The organism is Paenarthrobacter sp. YAF11_1 (assembly GCF_052113445.1).
In the GTDB taxonomy this organism is placed as follows: domain Bacteria; phylum Actinomycetota; class Actinomycetes; order Actinomycetales; family Micrococcaceae; genus Arthrobacter.
The window spans coordinates 78,283-100,641 of sequence record NZ_JBFRDF010000013.1 but is presented as its reverse complement, the minus strand read 5'-3'; the positions used below and the strand labels follow the sequence as shown (position 1 = coordinate 100,641).

The window sequence follows — 22,359 nt, the reverse complement described above, 5'->3', positions numbered from 1 at the left end:
CCCTGGTTTCGGGAGTGCGGGGCCGGGGGGCTAGACTAGATGGAACCGGGCTTACGTCCGGTATCCGCGCGCTTTGGCGTGCCTCAGCTGCGTGTGCAGGACCGGGGCCCGTCGGGCGCCAGTAACGTAAGGCAGGTTGGACACGTCGTGGCTGAACTGCTTGAACACGGCCATGGGCCTGTTCGTACGTGCATCGGATGCCGGAAGCAAGGCTCCCGGTCCGAGCTTGTCCGGCTGGTCGCCCAAGGCAGCGGTTCTTCCGCCGTCCTGGTGGATGTCCGACGCCGGATGGCCGGCAGGGGTGCGTGGCTGCACCCCAGCGAAAAGTGCTTGGCATTGGCGATCAAGCGGCGCGCTTTCGGAAGGGCCCTTGCGGGCGCTGCCGAAACGGACGCCGTCGAACGTTACCTGATGCGGGGCACGCCACTTGTGGAGGCCCAGGCCTCCACGGGAAAACCGTCCAAACCTGAAAGCGGGTCAGAAAACTGATGGAAACCCGATGAGTTCCCAGCGATGAGTGCGTAACGATGACAACTTTGTTGCGCTCTGCAATGGGCCTTTCATTCGCGCAAGCGGCGAAGGCCCGCAGTAAGAAGTAGACGGTTCGTGCCTGGCTCGGTGCGGACCGAGACAGGAGAAATGTGGCCAAGGTCCGCGTACATGAGCTCGCCAAAGAGCTCGGTATTACTTCCAAAGATGCAGTAACCAAACTGCAGGAATTGGGCGAATTCGTTCGCTCCGCCTCGTCAACCATCGAGGCCCCCGTCGTGAAGAAGCTTCGCGACGCCTACCCGGGTGCCGGCGCTGCCAAGGCCGCCGCGCCCGCTGCAGCCCCCAAAGCTCCCGCAGCATCCCGTCCGGCAGCTCCGGCTCCGGGCCCCGCAGCACCGAAGGCTCCGGCCCCGGCACCTGCAGCCCCCGCTCCGGCAGCTTCGGCTCCGGCAGCACCTGCGGCCCCCGCAGCGTCCACTCCGGCAGCACCCGCGGCTCCTGCCGCATCCACTCCGGTTTCGGCCAAGCCCGGCGCCCGTCCTGCTCCCAAGGCAGAGACTCCGGCTCCGGCACGTCAAGGTGGCCAGGCTCCCCGTCCCGGTGGTCCCCGTCCGGGCAACAACCCGTTTGCTACCTCCCAGGGCATGCCCCGGGGCCGTGGTGGCGACGGAGATCGTCCGCCGCGTCCGGGCAACAACCCGTTTGCACCGTCCCAGGGCATGCCCCGAGGCGAACGCCGTAACGACGGCGAACGCCCCGGTGGTCCCCGTCCCGCTGCCGGCGCAGGCGGTCCCCGTCCTGCAGCAGGCACCGGTGGTCCCCGTCCGGGCGCTCCGCGTCCGGGTGCTCCCCGTCCGGGCGCTCCGCGTCCCGCCGGCGGTCCCGGTGCAGGAAACCGTCCTACTCCGGGCATGATGCCCAACCGCACTGAGCGTCCGGCTCCTGGTGGCGCAGGCCGTCCGGGTGGCGCAGGCCGTCCCGGTGGCGGCCCCGGTCGTCCCGGTGGCGCACCCGGTGCAGGTACCGGTGGCGGAGCTCCCGCCGGCGGTGGCTTCGGTAAGGGTGGCCGCGGTCGCGGTGGTACCCAGGGCGCCTTCGGCAAGGGCGGCGCCGGTCGTGGCAAGCAGCGCAAGTCGAAGCGTGCCAAGCGCCAGGAACTGGAGCAGATGAGTGCTCCGTCGCTGGGCGGCGTATCGGTACCCCGCGGTGATGGCGAGACCATCATCCGCCTGCGTCGCGGTTCGTCCATCACGGACTTTGCCGAGAAGATTGACGCGAACCCCGCATCACTGGTGACCGTGCTGTTCCACCTCGGTGAAATGGCGACGGCTACGCAGTCCCTCGACGAAGACACCTTTGGCCTGCTTGGCGCCGAACTTGGCTACAAGCTCCAGGTTGTTTCCCCTGAGGATGAAGAGCGCGAGCTGTTGGATCAGTTCGACATCAACATCCAGGATGAACTCGACGCCGAAGGCGACGACGTTCTCGAGGCCCGCGCACCGGTTGTCACCGTCATGGGTCACGTTGACCACGGTAAGACCCGCCTGTTGGATGCCATCCGCAACTCGAACGTTGTGGCCGGCGAGCACGGTGGCATCACCCAGCACATCGGTGCCTACCAGATCAGCCACGTCCACGAGGGCACTGCCCGCGACATCACCTTCATTGACACCCCCGGTCACGAGGCCTTCACGGCCATGCGTGCACGTGGTGCCAAGGTCACCGATATCGCGATCTTGGTTGTCGCAGCCGACGACGGCGTTATGCCGCAGACGGTGGAAGCGCTCAACCACGCCCAGGCAGCCAATGTGCCGATCGTCGTCGCGGTGAACAAGATCGACAAGGAAGGCGCCAACCCTGACAAGGTCAAGGGCCAGCTGACCGAGTACGGCTTGGTTCCGGAAGAATACGGTGGCGACACCATGTTCGTTGAGGTCTCTGCCCGCCAGAACCTCAACATCGACGAACTGATTGACGCCGTCCTGCTGACGGCCGATGCCGCACTGGATCTGCGCGCCAACCCGGACAAGGACGCTCGAGGCATTGCCATCGAAGCGAACCTGGACAAGGGCCGCGGTGCTGTTGCCACCGTGCTGGTCCAGTCCGGAACCTTGGCCGTGGGTGACACGATCGTGGCCGGTACGGCTCACGGCCGCGTCCGCGCCATGTTCGACGAGAACGGCGAGGCACTCGATGTCGCACTCCCGTCCCGTCCGGTACAGGTCCTGGGCCTGTCCAACGTGCCGCGTGCAGGTGACACCTTCCTGGTGACCCCGGACGAGCGTACGGCCCGCCAGATCGCTGAGAAGCGTGAAGCTGCCGACCGCAACGCCGCACTGGCCAAGCGTCGCAAGCGCATCAGCCTGGAAGACTTCGACCAGGCCGTTGCAGAAGGCAAGATCGACACCCTCAACCTCATCCTCAAGGGTGACGTGTCCGGTGCTGTGGAAGCCCTCGAAGACGCCTTGCTCAAGATCGACGTCGGAGACGACGACGTTCAGCTCCGTGTCATCCACCGCGGTGTGGGTGCCATCACGCAGAACGACGTCAACCTCGCCACGGTGGACAACGCCATCATCATCGGCTTCAACGTCAAGCCGGCCGAGCGCGTTGCTGAACTTGCTGACCGTGAAGGCGTGGACATGCGCTTCTACTCGGTCATCTACGCAGCAATCGATGACATTGAGATGGCTCTCAAGGGCATGCTCAAGCCGGAGTACGAAGAAGTCCAGCTCGGTACTGCCGAGGTCCGCGAAGTCTTCCGTTCCTCCAAGTTCGGCAACATCGCAGGCTCGATCGTCCGCACGGGCATCATCCGCCGTAACACCAAGGCACGTGTCAGCCGCGACGGCAAGGTCATCGGTGACAACCTCACCGTTGAGACGCTCAAGCGCTTCAAGGATGACGCCACCGAAGTCCGTACCGACTTCGAGTGTGGTATCGGTCTTGGCTCCTTCAACGACATCACCGAAGGCGACATCATCGAGACCTTCGAAATGCGCGAAAAGCCGCGCGTCTAGGTTCCGTTTGGAACGGGTCCGTCGGGTAGCCCCGGCGGACCCGTTCCGTCCCCGTTTCTACTTTCCAGGAGGAAGTCATGGCTGATCCCGCACGCGCTGCCAAGCTGGCACAGCGGATTAAGGTCGTCGTCGCTGAGGCCCTCGGTCGTCGGGTCAAAGATCCGCGCGTCGAGTCCATCACGGTCACCGACGCCCGCGTCACCAACGACCTTCAGCACGCCACCATCTACTACACCGTCTTCGGTGACGAGGTAGCCCACGCTGATGCTGCCCGCGCCTTGGAGAAGGCCAAGGGTGTGCTTCGGCAGGAAGTTGGCCGCAACATCACCGTTCGGCTGACCCCGACGCTCGAGTTTGTTGCGGACCAAATCCCGGTCAACGCCTCCAACCTTGAGGAGTTGCTGCGCGAAGCCAAGCGTCGCGATGCCGAGGTAGCCGCTTTGGCTGCCAGTGCCAAGCACGCTGGCGAGGCCGACCCCTACAAGGGCGACGCCCCTGAGGACATCGACGAGGACGACTTCGACGAAGAGGACACTGACCTCTCCGGAGATAAAGAACTCGACGAAGACGCCAACCGCTAAAACCCCAGCGTTTTTGTTCAGCTAATGCCCCTAAGACTGCGTTTTAGGGGCATTAGCTGTACTCAAACTCGTTAGGATCAGTGCATGTCGGCGCACACTGCTCAGCAACGTGATGAATATCTGAACCGTGCCATCCACCTGGCGGTGCAGAACGTTTCCGACGGCGGCGGTCCCTTCGGCGCCGTCGTGGTCACCCCGGACGGAACTGTCCATGAGGGGGTCAACCGGGTTACCCGTGACCATGACCCCACGGCCCATGCGGAAGTCGTGGCCATCCGCCGGGCCGCTTCCGCAACACAACGGTTCGACCTCACAGGGTCGGTTCTCTACGCCAGCTGTGAGCCGTGCCCCTTGTGTTTATCGGCCGCGCTCTGGGCCAGGATCGGCCATGTCTACTTTGCAGCCGACAGGCATGGTGCCGCCCGGGCCGGCTTTGATGACGCCGTGTTCTACGAATATTTCGCCGGAGCCAGGCCCGGGCTGCTGCCGGTAGAGCACGCTGCGTTGCCCGCGTCAGGTGAACCCTTCGAGGCCTGGCTGAACCACTCCCGCCGGACGGCCTACTAAGGCCGGACTGCAGCCTGCCCGGGCGCCCAATTCCTGAAGTCCCCGGCGGCTAGTCCCCGACAACTAGACCTTGGCCGGGAGCCGGCCGACGCCGTCGAGCAGGTCCTGTTGCCCGCCACAGAGGGCAATCCTGATCCACCCTTCACCGATTGAGCCGAACGCCGTTCCCGGCGCGAAGGACACCCCGGCATCAGCAAGGAACTTTCGCACCCAGGTGCGGACATCGCCGTTGGTGACATGGGAGACGTCGGCCCACAAATAGAACGCACCCTGCGCTCCCAAGTACGGAATTCCTTTCCCCGACAGCACCGCTGAGGCCGCGTCCCGGTTGCTCCGGTAGTGGTCGCGGGCGTGGGAAACATAGTCCTGGGGGCCTGTGAGTGCGGCCAGCGCGGCGTACTGGGAGGGCGACGCGACGCAGGAAACGATCGACTCCATGACGTTGTTCATCTTCTGTTCCAGTCCTGGAGGGCAGACCAAGGCGCCGATGCGCAGGCCGGTGAGTCCATAGGTCTTGGACAGCGTCAGGGAGGTGAACACCCGGGCTTCACCGGGAACGTCGCTGTCGTAGCGGGCTGGACTGACATGGGGGACATCGAACGTGAAAGCCTCATAGCACTCGTCCGAAATGATCCAGAGGTCGTGCCGCACTGCCAGCTCCACGAGGTGGCGTGTTGCTTCTTCACTGATGACCGCGCCCAAAGGGTTGGAGGGGGAGTTCAACATCAGCACCTTGGTCCGTGGCGTGATGAGTGCTTCGATGTCCTCGATGTGGGGCTGGAAGTCGTTCTTTGGGTACAGCGGGTACTCCACCGGCACTGCGTGCAGGAGGCGGCTGGTCATGGCGAAGGTGGGGTAGCCGGGATTGGGGATGAGGATCTCGTCACCTGGAGCCAGCAGGAGGCTCATGGCGAAGTGCAGGCCCTGCTGAGCGCCGTCCACCACATAGACCCGCTCTGCGCCGATCTGCACGTGCTGCTGTTCACGGAAGCGCGCTGCGAAGGCTTCACGGAGCGCGGGAATCCCGGCGTTCGGTGTGTAATTGGTCTCATCCCGGTCCAGGCAGGCAATGCCTGCGTCCAGGACGTGCCGAGGCAGTGCAAAGCCCGGCTCGCCGATGCTGAGGACGATCGCTCCGGGGGTGGCCCAGGCGGCTTCGGTGATCTCGCGGATCTGGTTCACGGGGACGTCGCGGACATGTGCGGCAAGCTCAGGCATGGGAGCCATCCTAGCCACCCATATACTGGTAAGCGTGCTTTCTGGACTGGTAATCGTTGACAAACCGCAGGGATGGACCAGCCATGATGTGGTTGGCCGGATGCGGCGGCTGGCTGGTACCCGGAAAGTGGGGCATGCGGGAACGCTGGATCCCATGGCTACCGGGGTGCTGGTGCTCGGCATCAACAAGGCTACGCGCCTGTTGACCTACATTGTGGGCACGTCCAAGACCTACACCGCCACCATCAGGTTGGGCGAAACCACCATCACCGACGACGCCGAGGGAGAGGTCACCGAAGCCCGAACCGCTGCGGAGGTTACCGATGACGCCATCGCTGCGGGGGTGGCCGCGCTGACAGGACCCATCCAGCAGGTTCCCAGCAGCGTCAGTGCCATCAAAGTCAACGGCGAACGATCCTATGCCCGCGTCCGCTCCGGCGAGGAAGTCAAGCTCGCCGCCCGCCCGGTCACCATCCATCGTTTCGATGTCCACTCCATCACAAGGGTCGACGGCGGCAGGGTAGTTGACGTCGACGTCACCGTGGAATGTTCTTCCGGCACGTACATCAGGGCGTTGGCCCGCGACCTCGGCAATGGCTTGGGCGTCGGTGGCCACCTTACTGCCCTGCGCAGGACCCAGGTTGGTCCGTACACCCTTGACCAGGCCCGCACCTTGGAAGAACTGGCAGAAGAACTCAACGTGCTGGAGATGTCCCTGGCGGCCAGGGCCCTCATGCCCAACCGGGAGCTCAGCGAGGAAGAAACCACGGAGATCTCCTTTGGCCGCCGTATCGCGGCCGGCCCCGGAGCAGGTACGTCCACGGCTGCTACCGCTGAGAACCCCGCAGCCGCGTTCGCGCCGTCGGGGGAGTTGGTAGCACTGCTGGCGGACGCCGGCAGCTTCGCGAAACCGGTGTTGGTCTTCGCTCCGGGAACAGGGCCCGGAACCGGGCAGGCGCAATAAGCATGGACGGATACTTCTATGCCATCCTGATCGTCGGATTGGTGTCCACCATCATGTGCCTCGTGGCAGGCCTGATGAAGAAAGCCCCGAACGATCCCACCATCTTCTCCGTGCTCGCCGTTGAGCTGGTCCTCCTGGTGTATTTGGTGGGTTCGATTGTCCGGGTGATCATGGGCGAGCAGATTGCCGGTGAGGCCTGGGAATTCTGGGGCTACCTGGTGACGGCCCTGATGATCCCGTTGGGTGCTGTCTACTGGGCCATCCTTGAACGCACCCGCTGGAGCAACTTCGTCCTGGCCGCAGTGGGCGTCACCGTGCTCGTCATGGGCGCCCGCATGAACCAGATCTGGTACTGACCTTGAAGGAAGAACACGACGTGACTGGAACCGAGACCAACCCGGCAAGCCCGCAGCAGAAAGACACCCGCAATACCGGTCCGGGCCGCCTGCTGATCGCGGTCTACGCGGTGTTCGCTTTGTCGGCAACGGCGCGTGCGGGCTACCAGATTGCCACTAAGTTTGCCGAAGCTCCGTTGGCGCACATCCTTTCGGCCTTCGCCGCCCTCGTGTACATCGTGGCCACCATATCGTTGGCCAAGCCTGGCCGCACCTGGTTCAAGGTTTCCCTCGCGGCCGTGCTGACGGAACTTGTGGGCGTGCTGGTGGTGGGGGCCATCAGCCTCTTCGATCCCGTCGCGTTCCCGCACGACACCGTGTGGTCGCTGTTCGGACGCGGGTACGGGTTCGTCCCCCTGGTCCTGCCGATCCTCGGGCTCCTGTGGCTCAACAAACGCAGGCCGTCCTGAGCCAGCTGCCCTGGCGGGTAACCTTAGAATGTTCCGGCGCCGGAAGGTTGCCGGGCGGAACGAATATCTGCAGTAAAAGGCGAGGTTGATGGTCCACATCTGGAACGATCCCACTGAAGTCCCCAAGGACTTCGGAGCTACTGTCGTCACCATCGGAAACTTTGACGGTGTCCATCGCGGACACCAGCATGTCCTGGCGCAACTGACTGATACCGCCAGGCGGCACAACATCCCGTCGGTGGCAGTGACCTTTGATCCGCATCCCGCCCTTGTCCACAGGCCGGATTCTGCCCCGGAACTGATCATGGGGCTCCAGGACAAGTTGGACGCCTTGGCGGACACCGGCGTCGATGCCGTGCTGGTGATGAAGTACACCCTGGATCTGGCGGCCATGACGCCGCTGGAGTTTGTGCGCGAAGTCCTCCTGGACGGGCTGCACGCCGCACACCTGGTGGTGGGGCACGACCTCCGGTTCGGCGCCGGCAATGCCGGCGATGTCGTCACCATGCAGGAGTTGGGCGACCAGCTCGGTTTCAGTGTTCAGGTGGTGAATGAGTACGGCGCGGGAGGTTTCCCGGTCCACGACGACGGCGATGCCGACCGCCGCTGTTCCTCCACCTGGGTGCGGGAAGCCTTGTCCGAGGGAGACGTAATCACTGCCGCGGCAGTGTTGGGCCGGCCCCACCGCATGCGGGGGGAAGTGGTCCATGGCGCTGCCCGTGGCCGTGACCTCGGATTCCCCACTGCCAACCTAGCCCACGATTCCACCGGCTATGTTCCTGCGGACGGAATCTATGCCGGCTGGTTGATCGACCAGTCCGGAACCCGGTGGCCGGCTGCCATTTCCGTGGGTTCCAACCCCACGTTTGATGGTGTCAGCCGTCAGGTGGAAGCCCACGTGATCGATCGTCCCGAGGAAAATGTGGAGGACTTCGACCTCTACGGCCAAACCGTCGCCGTTGAATTCACCCAGCGCCTCCGGGGCATGGTGGCGTACCGGGGACCCGAGGCACTGGTCGAGCAAATGTGCCTGGATGTCGCCCAAGCGCATGAGCTCTTAAGCCGGAGCTAGGCGCATTTCGACAACACTGCTGGCCTGCCGGTAAACTGATGAGTGGATCCGGCTGCAGTCCGTGGCGGCTGGACCTGTTTTTGTGTGCGGCGACGCACCAAAAGCAACCCGTCAGCGAGGCGCTGCACCGGGAGGCACGGCACAACTCTAGGAGTTCACGTGGCACTTGAAGCCGCTGTAAAGCAGTCCATCATCAAGGAATACGCAACCTCTGAAGGCGACACCGGTTCGCCCGAGGTACAGGTTGCAGTCCTGACCCAGCGGATCAAGGATCTGACTGAGCACATGAAGGAGCACAAGCACGACTTCCACACCCAGCGCGGTCTGCTGGCCATGGTTGGTCGTCGCAAGCGCATGCTTTCCTACCTGAAGAACACCGACATCGCCCGCTACCGTGCGCTCATCGAGCGCCTCGGCCTGCGTCGCTAGTCTGACTTCAGGGGCGGCCCGGTCCCTCGTGGAACGGGCCGTCTTCTTCACCAACAACTAAAAACAGGAATCAACCGCATCGCGCATTCGCGGTCCTCGGTAGTGATTCCCGGGAACAATCGGTGACGATTGGCCCGTGGATCTCGATCGATGACCGGGTGTCGTACAGGCCAGGAAAAAAGAAGAGGCCTGGGTTGATGCGGCGGACTTCCGCTAACAGAAACGGAGGTGACTCTCTATGGAGGGTCCCGAAATCCAGTTCTCCGAAGCCATTATCGACAACGGTCGTTTCGGCAAGCGCGTCATTCGCTTCGAAACCGGCCGCCTTGCCAAGCAGGCAGCCGGCGCTTCGATGGTCTACATCGACGAAGACACTGCCTTGCTTTCCGCAACCACCGCAGGCAAGCAGCCGCGCGAAGGTTTCGACTTCTTCCCGCTGACGGTTGACGTTGAAGAGCGCATGTACGCTGCCGGCCGCATTCCGGGCTCGTTCTTCCGCCGCGAAGGCCGCCCGTCCACCGAAGCCATCCTGGCTTGCCGCCTCATGGACCGTCCGCTGCGCCCCGCGTTCGTCAAGGGCCTGCGCAACGAGGTCCAGATCGTGGTCACCGTCCTGGCGATCAACCCCGATGAGCTCTACGACGTCGTCGCCATCAACGCGTCCTCGATGTCCACGCAGCTTTCCGGCCTCCCGTTCTCCGGCCCGATCGGTGGCGTCCGCGTCGCCCTCATCGCCGACGAACAGGGTTCGCAGTGGGTTGCTTTCCCCAAGCACTCCCAGCTTGAGAACGCCGTCTTCAACATGGTTGTAGCCGGCCGCATCACCGGTGACGACGTCGCCATCATGATGGTTGAAGCCGAAGCCACGGACAACTCCTGGAACCTCATCAAGGAACAGGGCGCCACGGCTCCCACCGAAGAGGTTGTCTCCGAGGGCCTTGAGGCTGCAAAGCCGTTCATCAAGGCACTCTGTGAAGCACAGGCGGACCTGGCTGCACGCGCTGCCAAGCCCACCGTCGAGTTCCCCGTGTTCCTGGATTACCAGGACGATGTCTACGCCGCTGTTGAAGCCGCTGCTGCCGACAAGCTGGCTGCTGTCTTCCAGATCGCTGACAAGCAGGACCGCGACACCGCCTCTGACGAGCTCAAGGACGAAGTCCTGGGCGCGCTTGCCGGTAACTTTGAAGGCCGCGAGAAGGAACTGTCCGCAGCTTTCCGCTCGGTCACCAAGCAGGTTGTGCGCCAGCGCATCCTCAAGGACCAGATCCGCATCGACGGCCGTGGCCTGACGGACATCCGCCAGCTCACCGCCGAGGTAGAGGTTCTGCCCCGCGTCCACGGTTCGGCCATCTTCGAGCGCGGCGAGACCCAGATCATGGGTGTCACCACGCTGAACATGCTCAAGATGGAGCAGCAGATCGACTCGTTGTCGCCGGTAACGCGCAAGCGCTACATGCACAACTACAACTTCCCGCCGTACTCCACCGGTGAGACCGGCCGCGTGGGTTCCCCGAAGCGCCGCGAAATCGGCCATGGTGCTCTCGCAGAGCGCGCCCTGGTTCCGGTTCTGCCGACGCGTGAAGAGTTCCCGTACGCCATCCGCCAGGTATCCGAGGCCCTCAGCTCCAACGGCTCGACGTCCATGGGCTCGGTCTGTGCTTCGACGCTTTCCATGCTCAACGCCGGTGTGCCGTTGAAGGCAGCAGTTGCCGGTATCGCCATGGGCCTGGTTTCCGACCAGGTTGACGGCCAGACCCGCTACGCAGCGCTGACCGACATCCTCGGCGCCGAAGACGCTTTCGGCGACATGGACTTCAAGGTTGCCGGTACGTCCGAGTTCGTCACGGCCATCCAACTGGACACCAAGCTCGACGGCATCCCCGCTTCCGTGCTGGCAGCAGCACTGAAGCAGGCCCGCGAAGCCCGCCTCCACATCCTCGAGGTCATCAACGCAGCGATCGACACCCCGGATGAGCTCTCCGAGTTCGCTCCGCGCGTCATCGCCGTGAAGATCCCCGTGGACAAGATCGGCGAGGTCATTGGCCCCAAGGGCAAGATGATCAACCAGATCCAGGAAGACACTGGCGCTGACATCTCCATCGAAGATGACGGCACGGTCTACATCGGCGCTACCAACGGTCCGTCTGCCGATGCAGCACGTTCGGCCATCAACGCCATCGCCAACCCGCAGGTACCGGAAATCGGTGAGCGCTACCTGGGTACGGTCGTCAAGACCACCACCTTCGGCGCCTTCGTCTCCTTGACCCCGGGTAAGGACGGCCTGCTGCACATCTCCGAGCTCCGCAAGCTGGCCAACGGCAAGCGCGTGGACAACGTTGATGACGTTGTCTCCGTGGGCCAGAAGGTCCAGGTCGAGATCACCAAGATCGATGACCGCGGCAAGCTTTCCCTCTCTCCGGTTGTTGCCGAGGAAGAAGGCGCAGCTGCCGAGGACGCTCCGGCCGAGGCCGCGGAAGAGTCCGCAGAGTAGTCTGTAAGCAGTACACCCGGCAGGGCCGGTGGGCTTGAAAAAGCTCCACCGGCCCTTCCGGCCTTAACCCGAAAACCTGAAAGGCCTTGATGACTGTCGTACCCTTGCCGCTGGAGCAAACTCTTCCCGGCGGCGAATTGATCCATGGTGCCGAGGGCGGTTCCGTCGTACGGCGCTCGGTCCTTCCCGGCGGCGTGCGCGTCCTGACCGAGGCAATGCCCGGCCAGCGTTCGGCCACCATAGGGTTCTGGGTGGCAGTGGGTTCGCGCGATGAAGCGGACGGCCAGCACGGTTCCACGCACTTCCTTGAGCACTTGCTGTTCAAAGGCACCAAGCGGCGCACCGCCTTGGAGATCGCGTCGGCTTTTGACGAGGTGGGCGGCGAATCGAACGCCGCCACAGCGAAGGAAAGCACCTGTTACTTCGCCCGGGTCCTGGACACGGACCTTCCCATGGCCATTGACGTCATTGCCGACATGATTACCGGCGCCGTCCTGGATCCTGCTGAATTGGAGCAGGAGCGAGACGTCATCCTTGAGGAAATCGCCATGGACAGCGATGACCCCACAGATGTTGCCCACGAGAAATTTGTGGCAGCCGTCCTCGGCAACCACCCGCTGGCCCGTCCTATCGGTGGAACGCCCGACGCCATCAAGGCTGTGGCAAGGGACGCGGTCTGGGCGCACTATCAGCGCTACTACCGCCCGGAGGAACTGGTCATCACCGCTGCCGGCGGCTTGGACCACGACGTCGTCTGTGACCTTGTCCTCGATGCCCTGACGGCCGCGGGCTGGAAGCTCGACCCCCAGGCGGCCCCGGTCAACCGCCGTGGAACGGACCGCGCCGTCATCAGCGGAACGTCCGGCCTCCATGTGGTCAAGCGCCCCGTCGAGCAAGCCAACATCATCATGGGTTGCCCCACGATTGTGGCAACCGATGACCGACGATTCGTCATGAGCGTGCTCAACGCTGTCCTGGGTGGGGGCATGTCCTCCAGGTTGTTCCAGGAAATCCGCGAGAAGCGGGGCCTGGTGTACTCCACGTACTCCTTCACCGCTGCCTACGCAGACGCCGGCTATTTCGGAATGTACGCAGGATGCACGCCGTCCAAGGTCCGTCAGGTGCTGGACCTCCTGGGCGTTGAGCTGGAGAAGCTTGCCAAGGAGGGCATCACGGAGGAAGAACTTCGTAAGGCCGTAGGACAGCTCAGCGGTGGAATTGTCCTTGCCTTGGAGGACACGGGGTCACGCATGTCACGGTTGGGCCGGGCAGAGTTGGTCTCCGGAGAATTCCAGGACATTGACGAAACCCTCGCCCGGATCCAGGCTGTCACAGTGGAAGAAGTGCAGGACCTGGCCCGCGAACTCGCGGCAGCACCCCGAACCATCACTGTGGTGGGTCCTTTCGAGGAATCCGAGACTTTCGGTCTCTAAGCCTCTGGACTCACGCACTGTCAACAGGGCAGCATGATCACACGGTGATGATGCTGCCCTGACGATTTTGGAGACGTGATGGATCTGCCCTCGAGCGGCCAGGCCGCGGAGCTGTTGCAGGACTTCATCGGTCACTGGCGGGGCATTACGGAGATTGCCGCGTCGCCTTGGGGGAGCGCCCGGACGGCCGAAGCGGAAGTGGTCTTCACCAAGGCTGCCGGCGGGTATGCCGTCGTCCAGAGCTACCGGCACCGCGAGGCGGACGGCACGCACTTCGAAGGGCACGGCATGTTCACTGTGGACCGGGACCACGGGGATACTCTGTGGTATTACGTTGACAGCTTGGGGAGGTCTCCGGCCAGCCCGGTCCGGGGAGCCTGGAGTGCAGGGACCCTGACCTTGGACAGGAGGACTGCCGATGGAGTCGCCAGGCACACCTTCCGCGTCGAGGACGGGGTCCTGGTGCACACAGCCGACCTACGGCTGGAAGGGACACCGGACTTCAGCCCGTTGCTGAAGAGCGTCTTCCGTAAGGCCTGAGCCTCAGCCTCCGGCGAAGGGCGGCAGGACGTCGATGACATCCTGGGCTCCAAGCGGCGCTGAACGGTCCCGCACAGCGACCTCATTGCGCAGGAAACTGCTCCGGGCCACAATGCGGTCCAGCGTCGGAGTGCCTTCGGGAGGCAGCGGACGTTCGACGGCGAGGGCAGCTTCCAGCAGTGCCTCCAGGCTGGTGCCTTCGGGGAGGAGGTGACGTTCTTCTTCGACACCGGCCGCCGCGCGTGCGGCAGCGAAGTAGCGGACAAGCAAGGTTTCAGCCTCCGATTGCGCTCATGCTGCGGTCCGGCTGGACGAAGTCCGCTGCGCCGAGACCTGTGTGGTCCATGCCGTGGGCTTTGGGTTTGACCCACATGGCGTCCTGCCACCGCGATGCCAGTTCCTGATCCGTGGCCCCGTCACGAAGCAGGCCCAAGAGGTCGAATTCTTCGCGGGAGAAGAGGCAGCTCATGATCTTGCCCTCAGCGGTGATGCGCGTTCGGCGGCAGTCGGCGCAGAACGGTTCGGTGACCGAGGCGATGATGCCGACTGTACCGAGGACCGGACCCGTAGCCTCACCGGAAGCCGTGTCCCGGCGTCGTACTTCAAAGCGTTCGGCCGGGGCGCCGTCCCGTTCGCGGGGGTCGTGCCCCAGCACAAAGTCGCGGGAGAGCAGGTCCCGGATTTCTGCGGCCGTGATCATGTTGCGACGGGTCCACCCGTGATCGGCGTCCAGTGGCATTTGTTCGATGAAGCGAAGCTCGTAACCGCGGCCCAATGCCCAAGCGAGCAAGTCCGGCGATTCGGCGTCGTTGATTCCGCGCATCAGCACGGCGTTCAATTTGACGGGCCCCAGGCCCGCCGCCCAAGCGGCATCAACGCCGGCCAGGACGCGATCCAGGAACGGCCGGCGCGTGAGTTTGGTAAAGGTTTCCTCGTGCAGTGAGTCGAGCGAGACGTTGATACGGGTGAGGCCTGCAGCCTTCAGCGCCGCCGCCTTCTTGTCCAAGCCAACACCGTTGGTGGTCATGGAGATCGGGAGGTCCGGGTGGTCGCTGCGGATGCCGGAAATGATGTCCACCAGGTCAGCGCGGACCAAGGGCTCGCCGCCGGTGAGGCGCAGTTCCCGCACGCCCAGGGCGTTGACGCCGATGCGGACGATCCGGACAATTTCGTCCTTGGTCATCACGGCTTGTTTCGAGAGCCATTCCAACCCCTCGGCCGGCATGCAGTAAGTGCAGCGCAGGTTGCATTTGTCCGTCAGGGACAGCCGCATGTCCGTAGCCCGCCGCCCATAGCGGTCCCACAGGCCCGCAGGCGTTCCGGCGGGGCGCGGCGGTGGTACCGCGCTGCCACTTTCCTTGCTGCCTGCGGCGCCACCCGGAGGGGGCACCGGCATTCCCAGCTGAACACTCATAAATTCAGGCTACGCCACCGTGGCAGGATCAGTGACACCGATTACAGCCATACAGTTATTACGGATTCCCTACGCTTGCACCGTGGATGCTTGAATCGGGTGCCGGGGACCGCCGGCAAACCTATGCTGAAAGCGTGACCACACCTACGGCATCATCAGCGGAACCAGGGAATCGCCGCATCCTCCTGGTGGAAGACGAACAGACCATTGCCGATGTTGTCCGGGACTACCTGCTGCAAGCGGGCTTCCAAGTGGATATGGCCGGTGATGGCTTCACCGCCCTGCAGCTGGCAGCGGCACGCCAACCCGACCTGGTGATCCTGGACCGCATGCTGCCCGGTTTGGATGGCGTGGAGGTGTGCCGCCGGCTCCGTCAGACCATGAGCGTACCGGTGATCATGGTCACGGCTTTGGGAACCGAAGATGACCGGATCCTGGGCCTGGAGATGGGAGCTGACGATTACGTCACCAAGCCCTTCTCACCGCGGGAGCTGGTTCTCCGGGTGAAATCGGTGCTCCGTCGCAGCATCAAGGAGTTCGCGCCGGAACCACCGGTGGAAGCTGCAGGCCTCGAACTCGATCCTGCGTCCCGGACGGTCACCCATCACGGAGTTCGGTTGGCCCTGACGGTGCGCGAATTCGACCTCCTGGCTTTCCTGATGCGGCGGCCCAACCAGGTTTTCAGCCGGGAGGAACTCATCAAGGCCGTGTGGGGATGGGACTTCGGCGATCTCTCAACTGTCACAGTGCATGTGCGTCGCCTGCGGGAAAAGATCGAGGCCAACCCCACCAAGCCGGAGTTGATCAAAACGGTCTGGGGCGTGGGGTACCTTTTCGATTCCGGCGCCGGCAACGTACCGGAGCAGGCCGACCGCGGGGAGCATGGCCATGGAGGGCAGTGAGCTGTGGACCATTCTGGCCTGGGTCCTGTTCTGGGCCGTCCTCATCGGCGCGGCAACCTTGGCCGGCCTGAAACTGCTGCGGCGGGCCTCGGTCCTGGCGCAGATCTGCCTGGTGGTGGTAGCTACGGTTGCGGTCCTGGTGGCAGGAATGGTCAGTGCGTTCAATGCCATGTTCATCTCTGCCAGGGACCTGGAAGTCATGTGGTACATCCTGGCCGTGGCATCAGCGGTGGCTGTTGCCTTGTCACTGATGCTGGGCGCGGGCGTGTCCCGTAACGCTGCCCGTTTGGTGGATGCCGCGCGGCGCCTGGGCCGCGGGGAAACCCTGGAGCACGCAGGGGAGGGGCGGGGCGCTGCTCCCGCCATGACGTCCGAGCTTGCCGCGCTGGCCAAGGAACTTGAGGCCAGCAGCCGCAGCCTCGCCGAGTCACGGGAACGTGAAGCAGCCATTGAGACTGCCCGGCGGGAATTGGTGTCGTGGATATCGCATGATCTTCGGACCCCGTTGGCCAGCATGCGCGCCATGACCGAGGCTCTTGAAGATGGCATGGCGTCCGATGTGCCGGGCTATTACCGGAAGATCATCGGTCAGACCGAGCAGATGACCGCCATGGTCAATGACCTCTTGGAATTGTCCAAGATCCAGGCAGGCACTCTCCGTCTCCGTGCTGAACCCCTGGACCTTTACGACCTTGTCAGCGATGCGCTGTCCGACCTCGCACCTTTGGCCGCTCAACGCGGCATCACGCTCGACGGCGGCGGGGACCGTGAGTGCATGGCCGTCGCCGATGGTCCCAGCCTCGCCCGGGCCGTGCGGAACATCCTGCTCAACGCCATTATCTACAGCCGGCCGGACACCGAGGTCCATGTCAGCGTCGGACGCGATGGCGTGGGGCGGAACGGCGGAAACGCCGTGATTGCAGTGCAGGACCAATGCGGGGGCATCCGCAGTGAGGACCTGCCGCATCTGTTCGAGACGGGCTGGCAGAAAGACCCCGCACGGGGAACTGCTGACGGACTGCGGGGCAGTTACAGTGGCGCGGGCATCGGGCTGAGCATGGTGGCCGGCATCGTCAAGGCCCACGGGGGATCTGTCACCGTGGACAACGTCGACGGCGGCTGCCGGTTTGCGCTGTCCCTTCCGGCAGGATCTGTCCCGGCTGCGTCCGGTCCGGTCGCGTCCGGTCCGGCGGAGATTGTCCAGCCATCTTCTTTCCCGGCCACAACCGGGATTTCAGTCGACGAACGCGCAGGAGGCGCATCATGAGCACGCACAGCAGTGTGGACAAGCCGGAAACCGACGCCCCCGCCCCAGCACGCGGCCGGCTCAGCCCACGTCTGTGGCCTGCCGCGGCCGGTCTGGCATCGGGCGGTGCCGGGATCGCGGCCGGTGAACTGACCGCCGGGCTGCTGAGCCCGTTGGTTTCCCCTGTCACGGCCTTGGGCGGAGCTGTGATTGATGCCGTGCCTCCCGGGGTGAAGGACCTGGCCGTGCAGTTGTTCGGCACAGCGGACAAGATCGTCTTGATTGCATCCATCGGTCTGGTCGCGGGGTTGTTGGCGGCGCTGGCCGGCGTTCTGGAGCGTCGCCGCACCGGCTGGGGGCTGGCGCTGGCCGGGGTGGCCGGAGCGGCCGGGCTGACCGCCGTCGTAACGCGTGCCCAGGCAAGCCCGCAGGCGGCCCTGGCCCCGATCGTCGCTGCGATCGTCACGATGCTGCTGTTGCGCATGCTCATTCGGCGGTTCATCACGTGGGCTCCCGAGACCACAAGAGGGGGTCTGCAGGGGCATGATCCAGCACCCCTGGCACGGCGAAGTTTCCTGAACGCTCTCGCCGGCACCTCCCTCGCCGCCGTCGTGGCCGGAACAGTCACCGCGGTCCTCACCCGGGCCACCGCCGTGGCGTCGGGTTTCCGCGGATCCATGACGCTTCCGGAGCCCGTTACCCCACCGCAGGAAATACCCGCCGGGGCCTCACTGTCCGTGGACGGCATCAGCCCCCTGGTAACCCCGAACCCCGATTTCTACAGAATCGACACGGCGCTGACGGTGCCGGCCATCGACCCGCCGGCGTGGAAGCTGAAGGTCACCGGAATGGTGGAGCGGGAGATCGAGATCGACTTCGCCACGCTCCTCGCCAAACCCATGATCGAACGGCACGTCACCATCGCCTGCGTGTCCAACAACGTCGGCGGCGACCTCATTGGCAACGCTCTCTGGCTGGGTTGGCCCATCCGCGAACTTCTTGCCATGGCCGGTCCCAAGGCCGGCGCAGACATGGTGCTCTCCACCAGTAACGACGGTTGGACGGCAAGCACACCTTTGGAGGCCTTGACTGACGATCGTGACGCCCTCTTAGCCGTCGGCATGAACGGCGAACCGCTCCCGCTGGAGCATGGATTCCCGGTCCGCATGATCGTTCCCGGACTCTATGGATTCGTCTCGGCCACCAAATGGTTGACCGAACTGAAAGTCACGCGCTTCGCAGACGACACCGCCTATTGGACTCCCCGTGGCTGGAGCGATCACGGCCCCATCAAAACGCAGTCACGGATCGACGTACCCCGCAGCGGCAGGACGGTCCAGCCGGGCACGGTGCAATTCGGTGGTGTGGCATGGGCCCAACACCGGGGCATCAGCAGGGTGGAGATTCGTCTCAACCGAGGGTCCTGGCAGCCGGCCACCCTGGCGGGCGGGATCTCCACCGACACGTGGTATCAGTGGCAGCTGGGCGTAGACCTCACCCCCGGCGACTACGAAGTCCAAGTGCGGGCCACCGATTCCACCGGCCAGCCGCAGACCGAGGACAAAGCCCCTGTGGCTCCGGACGGCGCCACGGGCTATCACACCATCAGCGTCAAGGTGGGCTAAGGCCCTAGTCTGGGAACGTCCGGAGAAATTCCCGGAAGCCAGCGTGTCACAACAGGAGGTTGTCCGTGCCCAGATCAGTTGCAAACCATCGCCAGGCAGTGGTGGAACTGCTGGCAGGCGCTGCCACCGCCAAGGGAAGCCACCGTGTGCCGTTGCTCGACGCACTGGGAAAGCCGCTGGCCGTCGATGTCCATGCGCCCCTCTCCCTGCCACCGTTCGCCAACTCCCAGATGGACGGCTTTGCCGTCCGGTCACAAGACATTCCCGACGACGGCGGGCAGCTCTGGGTGGCGGCGCCCGTCCCGGCAGGTGCGACACCAACAGCGCTGAAGGCCGGCTGCGCAGCCCCGATCATGACCGGGGCCATGATTCCGGAGGGGGCCGACGCCGTCGTACCCATCGAGAAGGCGAACCCCAGTACCTTCCCTGACCCCACCGCCAGGGATGCCGTCGTCGACCTTCCCGCGGTGGCTCCAGGTACATACGTACGGAACACCGGCAGCGACATCGACAAGGGTGACCTGGCGCTGGCAGCAGGCACCCTTCTGGGACCGGCCCAGCTTGGCCTGCTGGCAGCGCTGGGCCTGGCAACAGTTGAGGTCCCTGAACCGCTGCGTGTCCTCCTGGTCACCACAGGAGACGAGGTAGTGGAACCGGGCGAAGACATCACGCCCGGCAAAATTTTCGACTCCAACGGAACGCTGCTTGAAGCGTCCATGATCCAGGCCGGCCTGGATGTTGTTCGTACGGGCATCTCGGACGACGACCCTGCACGCCTCCTGGCCGTCCTTGACTCTCACACCCGGGAGGCGGTCCATCCCGTGGATGTCATTGTCACCACCGGGGGAGTGAGCAAGGGCGCCTACGAGGTGGTCCGCCAGGCGATGGCCGGCCAGCCCGTTGATTTCCTCCCCGTGGCAATGCAGCCCGGAGGGCCGCAAGGGCTGGGGACCTACAACGGTGTTCCGTTCCTCGGATTTCCCGGAAATCCTGTCAGCTGCCTCGTCTCCTTCGAGATGTTCCTCCGGCCCGCCCTGTCGGAGGTTATGGGAACTCCTGCGCCACGGCCCGTTCAGAAGGTACGGCTGGCTGAACCACTGACCTCGCCTGACGGCAAGCACCAGGTCCGGCGCGGCTCGGTGGGGCCGGACGGCATCCTTCGTATGGAAGGCGGCGCCGGCTCACATCTGGTCCATGCCCTTGCCCGTGCCAACGCGCTGGTCCAGATCCCGGCCGACGTCACGGAACTCACCGCAGGAGCCGAAGTGGAAGTATGGATGCTGTGAATGAAACTCCCGGGACAACAGAGGCCGCCGGCGGCCTGACACACCTCAGGCATGACGGCACTGCACAGATGGTGGACGTCTCCGCAAAGGCGGTGACCACACGCGAAGCCACCGCCACGGCAACCGTCCGCACGACCCCGGACGTGATGGCGCTCCTGGGCGCCGGTGAGTTACCCAAAGGCGACGCGCTCGCCGTGGCCCGGGTGGCCGGCATCATGGCGGCAAAGAAGACGCCCGAGCTCATCCCCTTGTGCCATCCGTTGCCGATTTCCAAAGTAACCGTGGATTTCCACTTGGGCGCCGACTCGGTGGACATCCTGGCAACGGTCAAGACCAAGGGCGTGACCGGCGTCGAAATGGAAGCCCTGACGGCGGCATCAGTAGCGGCGCTGAGTGTCTACGACATGATCAAGGCCGTGGACAAGCACGCCGTGCTGACCGACATCCGCGTGCTGGCCAAGAGTGGCGGCAAGAGCGGCGACTGGGACGTCTCCGGGGAACCGATCCAGGCGGCCGGCGAATGAGTGCTTGCGAGCCGAACAGTCTCCGGCGGGCCGGCGTTGTGATCGCCTCCACCCGGGCTGCTGCCGGAATCTACGCTGATGAGACGGGCCCCATCATCCTCGATTGGCTCAATGAGCACGGCTTCGAGACGTTTCCCACCATGGTGGTGCCGGACGGTGAGCCGGTGGGAGCTGCCCTCAGGGCGCTCCTGACCCAGGACCCCGCCGTCGTCATCACCAGCGGCGGAACGGGCCTGAGCCCGGATGACAAGACACCGGAGATGACGCTTCCGCTCCTGGACCGTGAAATACCGGGCATCATGGAAGGTATCCGGCGCGCGGGCGCTGCGAAAACCCCCATGGCCATGTTGAGCCGCGGCCACGCGGGAGCTGCGGGAAAGACGTTCATCATCAACCTGCCGGGATCCCCAAAGGGCGTTATGGATGGATTGGCTGTCCTGGACCCCGTGATCGGGCACCTCTGCGAACAAATGGAAGGTAGCCATGGGCACTGAAACAGATTTCGAAGTAGTCAGCGCCGTCCTCAGCCCAGAACCCATCTCGGTGGACCAAGCCATCGCGGCGGTCGAATCGGACACCGCCGGGGCTGTGGTCAGCTTCAGTGGCGTGGTCCGGAACCACGATTCCGGCAAGGCTGTGGACCGGCTCAGTTACAGCGCCCATCCCACGGCACACCAGGTCATGTCCGACGTCGTGGCCCAATTGGTCGCGGAGCACTCAGGCGAAGCCGATCAGCCCGTCCGCATCTGGGCAGCGCACCGCATCGGGATGCTGGAGATCGGTGACCCGGCGCTGGTCTGTGCCGTCGCGGCGGCCCACCGGGGACAGGCGTTTGCTGTCTGTTCCGAGCTGGTGGACAGGGTCAAGGCGCAGGTTCCCATTTGGAAGGAACAGTTCTTCACCGACGGCACCGTCGAGTGGGTGGGGGCGGGGGAGTAGGCCTGAGTCACGGTTCCTGCCGGGCCCCGGCCCGGCGGTAGGGTTAATGGCATGACCGAACAACTTGCTGTTGCAGTGCTGGGCGCCCACGGGCGCATGGGAATCGAAGCCGTGAAAGCTGTGGAAGCAGCTGATGACATGAAGCTTGTAGCCGCCCTGGGTCGCGGCGATTCCCTGGAAACCCTGCTCGACGCCGGCGCACAGTATGTTGTTGACCTCACCGTCCCGGACACCACCGAAACCAACGTCCGGTTTGCCGTGGAGCATGGCATCCACGCTGTTGTGGGTACCACAGGCTGGAATGCCGACAGGCTGGAGTCCCTCCGTGCGCTGCTGGTGCAGAAGCCGGACACCGGCGTCCTGATCGCCCCGAACTTTGCCCTGGGGTCTGTACTGGCCTCCGCTTTCGCGGCCAAAGCCTCACAGTATTTTGAGTCCGTTGAGATCATCGAGTTGCACCACCCGAACAAGGTGGACGCCCCCTCCGGCACGGCGGTGCGTACGGCGCAGCTGATCGCTGATGCACGGCAGGCAGCCGGAGTTCCAGCAAGCCCGGACGCCACGGAAACGTCGTTGGACGGAGCCCGGGGCTGTGACGTGGAAGGTGTCCGCGTCCACAGTGTCCGGCTCCGCGGTTTGGTAGCCCACCAGGAGGTCCTTTTCGGCGGTCCGGGCGAGCAGTTGACGTTGCGCCATGACTCCTTTGACCGGGCTTCCTTTATGCCTGGCGTCCTGCTGGGCTTGCGCAAGGTGGCAGCGCACCCCGGCCTCACAGTCGGCTTGGACGGCTACCTGGATCTGGGGCTCTAGG

24 protein-coding genes are annotated in these 22,359 nt (G+C 64.3%); 20 read left to right on the top strand and 4 right to left on the bottom strand.

All coding sequences use genetic code 11. The features are described 5' to 3' along the window. Positions 1-51: 51 nt before the first annotated feature. The gene (locus AB4Y77_RS18280) at positions 52-315 is read right to left on the bottom strand and encodes a hypothetical protein (RefSeq protein WP_311214292.1); all 264 of its coding nucleotides are present in this window, start codon (positions 313-315) and stop codon (positions 52-54) included. Here AB4Y77_RS18280 and AB4Y77_RS18275 point away from each other — a divergent pair. The 4 genes from AB4Y77_RS18275 to AB4Y77_RS18260 all read left to right on the top strand — a co-directional run bounded on the left by AB4Y77_RS18275 (position 235) and on the right by AB4Y77_RS18260 (position 4,660). Continuing rightward, a complete protein-coding gene (locus tag AB4Y77_RS18275) occupies positions 235-489 on the top strand; it encodes a YlxR family protein (RefSeq protein ID WP_311214289.1) in 255 nt (84 codons plus the stop codon). The genes AB4Y77_RS18280 and AB4Y77_RS18275 overlap by 81 nt on opposite strands. A gap of 152 nt (positions 490-641) precedes the next feature. Beyond that, positions 642-3,512, top strand: a complete 2,871-nt coding sequence (gene infB / locus AB4Y77_RS18270; protein ID WP_311214213.1) for a translation initiation factor IF-2 — start codon at positions 642-644, stop codon at positions 3,510-3,512. A gap of 77 nt (positions 3,513-3,589) precedes the next feature. After that, positions 3,590-4,093: a 30S ribosome-binding factor RbfA gene (gene rbfA, locus AB4Y77_RS18265; protein ID WP_089594377.1), complete on the top strand. Its 504-nt coding sequence runs from the start codon at positions 3,590-3,592 to the stop codon at positions 4,091-4,093. Between the two features lie 84 nt (positions 4,094-4,177). Next, positions 4,178-4,660 carry a nucleoside deaminase gene (locus AB4Y77_RS18260; RefSeq protein WP_442014904.1) on the top strand — a complete coding sequence of 161 codons (483 nt, stop codon included), beginning with the start codon at positions 4,178-4,180 and terminating at the stop codon, positions 4,658-4,660. 63 nt (positions 4,661-4,723) lie between these two features. On the opposite strand, the gene AB4Y77_RS18255 is transcribed toward AB4Y77_RS18260, so the two are convergent. After that, positions 4,724-5,878: a pyridoxal phosphate-dependent aminotransferase gene (locus AB4Y77_RS18255; RefSeq protein ID WP_442014903.1), complete on the bottom strand. Its 1,155-nt coding sequence runs from the start codon at positions 5,876-5,878 to the stop codon at positions 4,724-4,726. A gap of 34 nt (positions 5,879-5,912) precedes the next feature. Between AB4Y77_RS18255 and truB the strand changes: the two genes are divergently transcribed. The 8 genes from truB (at position 5,913) to AB4Y77_RS18215 (ending at position 13,612) form a co-directional block, all read left to right on the top strand. Next, complete coding sequence (gene truB / locus AB4Y77_RS18250; RefSeq protein WP_442014902.1) at positions 5,913-6,842, top strand: tRNA pseudouridine(55) synthase TruB; 930 nt, start codon at positions 5,913-5,915, stop codon at positions 6,840-6,842. Between the two features lie 2 nt (positions 6,843-6,844). Beyond that, on the top strand, positions 6,845-7,198 hold the full coding sequence (locus AB4Y77_RS18245) for a hypothetical protein (protein WP_311214217.1): 354 nt from the start codon (positions 6,845-6,847) through the stop codon (positions 7,196-7,198). Between the two features lie 2 nt (positions 7,199-7,200). Then, positions 7,201-7,647 carry a hypothetical protein gene (locus AB4Y77_RS18240; RefSeq protein WP_311214218.1) on the top strand — a complete coding sequence of 149 codons (447 nt, stop codon included), beginning with the start codon at positions 7,201-7,203 and terminating at the stop codon, positions 7,645-7,647. 88 nt (positions 7,648-7,735) lie between these two features. Further along, positions 7,736-8,719, top strand: coding sequence for a bifunctional riboflavin kinase/FAD synthetase (locus AB4Y77_RS18235; RefSeq protein ID WP_442014901.1), 984 nt, complete (start codon positions 7,736-7,738; stop codon positions 8,717-8,719). Between the two features lie 159 nt (positions 8,720-8,878). Next, a complete protein-coding gene (gene rpsO, locus AB4Y77_RS18230; RefSeq protein ID WP_089594382.1) occupies positions 8,879-9,148 on the top strand; it encodes a 30S ribosomal protein S15 in 270 nt (89 codons plus the stop codon). 238 nt (positions 9,149-9,386) lie between these two features. After that, complete coding sequence (locus tag AB4Y77_RS18225) at positions 9,387-11,639, top strand: polyribonucleotide nucleotidyltransferase (RefSeq protein ID WP_311214220.1); 2,253 nt, start codon at positions 9,387-9,389, stop codon at positions 11,637-11,639. Between the two features lie 89 nt (positions 11,640-11,728). Continuing rightward, on the top strand, positions 11,729-13,072 hold the full coding sequence (locus tag AB4Y77_RS18220; protein ID WP_442014900.1) for a M16 family metallopeptidase: 1,344 nt from the start codon (positions 11,729-11,731) through the stop codon (positions 13,070-13,072). 78 nt (positions 13,073-13,150) lie between these two features. Beyond that, complete coding sequence (locus tag AB4Y77_RS18215) at positions 13,151-13,612, top strand: DUF1579 family protein (RefSeq protein WP_442014899.1); 462 nt, start codon at positions 13,151-13,153, stop codon at positions 13,610-13,612. 3 nt (positions 13,613-13,615) lie between these two features. On the opposite strand, the gene AB4Y77_RS18210 is transcribed toward AB4Y77_RS18215, so the two are convergent. Next, on the bottom strand, positions 13,616-13,882 hold the full coding sequence (locus tag AB4Y77_RS18210) for a MoaD/ThiS family protein (RefSeq protein WP_311214223.1): 267 nt from the start codon (positions 13,880-13,882) through the stop codon (positions 13,616-13,618). Positions 13,883-13,886: 4 nt separating this feature from the next. Then, a complete protein-coding gene (gene moaA, locus AB4Y77_RS18205) occupies positions 13,887-15,026 on the bottom strand; it encodes a GTP 3',8-cyclase MoaA (RefSeq protein WP_311214224.1) in 1,140 nt (379 codons plus the stop codon). A gap of 134 nt (positions 15,027-15,160) precedes the next feature. Here moaA and AB4Y77_RS18200 point away from each other — a divergent pair, with 134 nt between their 5' ends. The 8 genes from AB4Y77_RS18200 to dapB are packed head-to-tail and all read left to right on the top strand — an operon-like array spanning position 15,161 to position 22,358. Further along, positions 15,161-15,928, top strand: coding sequence for a response regulator transcription factor (locus AB4Y77_RS18200; RefSeq protein WP_442014898.1), 768 nt, complete (start codon positions 15,161-15,163; stop codon positions 15,926-15,928). After that, positions 15,915-17,195: a sensor histidine kinase gene (locus tag AB4Y77_RS18195; protein ID WP_442014897.1), complete on the top strand. Its 1,281-nt coding sequence runs from the start codon at positions 15,915-15,917 to the stop codon at positions 17,193-17,195. Before AB4Y77_RS18200 ends, AB4Y77_RS18195 begins: the two co-directional genes overlap by 14 nt. Then, positions 17,192-18,799 carry a molybdopterin-dependent oxidoreductase gene (locus AB4Y77_RS18190; protein ID WP_442014896.1) on the top strand — a complete coding sequence of 536 codons (1,608 nt, stop codon included), beginning with the start codon at positions 17,192-17,194 and terminating at the stop codon, positions 18,797-18,799. The genes AB4Y77_RS18195 and AB4Y77_RS18190 overlap by 4 nt, the downstream gene beginning before the upstream one ends. A gap of 59 nt (positions 18,800-18,858) precedes the next feature. Continuing rightward, entirely contained in the window at positions 18,859-20,085 is a 1,227-nt protein-coding gene (locus AB4Y77_RS18185) for a molybdopterin molybdotransferase MoeA (protein ID WP_442014895.1), read from the top strand. Next, a complete protein-coding gene (gene moaC / locus AB4Y77_RS18180) occupies positions 20,073-20,609 on the top strand; it encodes a cyclic pyranopterin monophosphate synthase MoaC (RefSeq protein ID WP_311214229.1) in 537 nt (178 codons plus the stop codon). Before AB4Y77_RS18185 ends, moaC begins: the two co-directional genes overlap by 13 nt. After that, positions 20,606-21,103 carry a MogA/MoaB family molybdenum cofactor biosynthesis protein gene (locus tag AB4Y77_RS18175; RefSeq protein WP_311214230.1) on the top strand — a complete coding sequence of 166 codons (498 nt, stop codon included), beginning with the start codon at positions 20,606-20,608 and terminating at the stop codon, positions 21,101-21,103. The genes moaC and AB4Y77_RS18175 overlap by 4 nt, the downstream gene beginning before the upstream one ends. Continuing rightward, entirely contained in the window at positions 21,093-21,548 is a 456-nt protein-coding gene (locus AB4Y77_RS18170) for a molybdenum cofactor biosynthesis protein MoaE (protein WP_311214231.1), read from the top strand. The genes AB4Y77_RS18175 and AB4Y77_RS18170 overlap by 11 nt, the downstream gene beginning before the upstream one ends. A 51-nt stretch (positions 21,549-21,599) precedes the next feature. Beyond that, complete coding sequence (dapB, locus tag AB4Y77_RS18165) at positions 21,600-22,358, top strand: 4-hydroxy-tetrahydrodipicolinate reductase (protein ID WP_311214232.1); 759 nt, start codon at positions 21,600-21,602, stop codon at positions 22,356-22,358. Position 22,359 lies beyond the last annotated feature (1 nt).